This window comes from Neisseria sp. P0019.S002 (assembly GCF_051957155.1).
GTDB lineage: Bacteria > Pseudomonadota > Gammaproteobacteria > Burkholderiales > Neisseriaceae > Neisseria > Neisseria perflava.
Map to the genome: position 1 here is coordinate 1 of NZ_JBQCWS010000066.1, position 519 is coordinate 519.

General features: G+C 55.1%; 1 pseudogene. It reads left to right on the forward strand.

The annotated features are described in order from the left end of the window. Positions 1-519, forward strand: a pseudogene (locus ACTHTY_RS11585) (hypothetical protein); the annotation flags it as partial.

The window sequence follows — 519 nt, forward strand, 5'->3', positions numbered from 1 at the left end:
CAAAGGCCTGACCTTCAACGGCGACAGCGGCAGCACCAATGTCGAAAAACTCGGCGCTACCGTGACCGTTGCCGGCGACGACAACATCACCACCGAAGCCCGAGACGATAAAGTGACCGTTAAGCTGAAAAAAGACCTGGTAGTGAACAGCGTCAAAGCCGGCGACACCACCGTTAACAACGACGGTGTGAAAGTAGGCGACGATGTCGCATTGACCCAAGACGGCGTTAAAGCTGGCGATGTCAAACTGACCAAAGACGGTTTGAACAACGCCGGCAACAAAGTGACCAACGTAGCCGATGGCGACCTCAACGCCAACAGCAAAGATGCCGTTAACGGCAGCCAACTGTTTGCGACCAACCAAAACGTCGCCAACAACGCCGCCAATATCGCCAAAGGCATCAACTTCGGCGGTACCACCGGCAGCAACAACTACGCATTGGGCGACACCATCAATGTCAAAGGCGACAGCAACATCATCAGCGAAACCGTAGCCGGTGGTGCACAGCTGAAACTGGC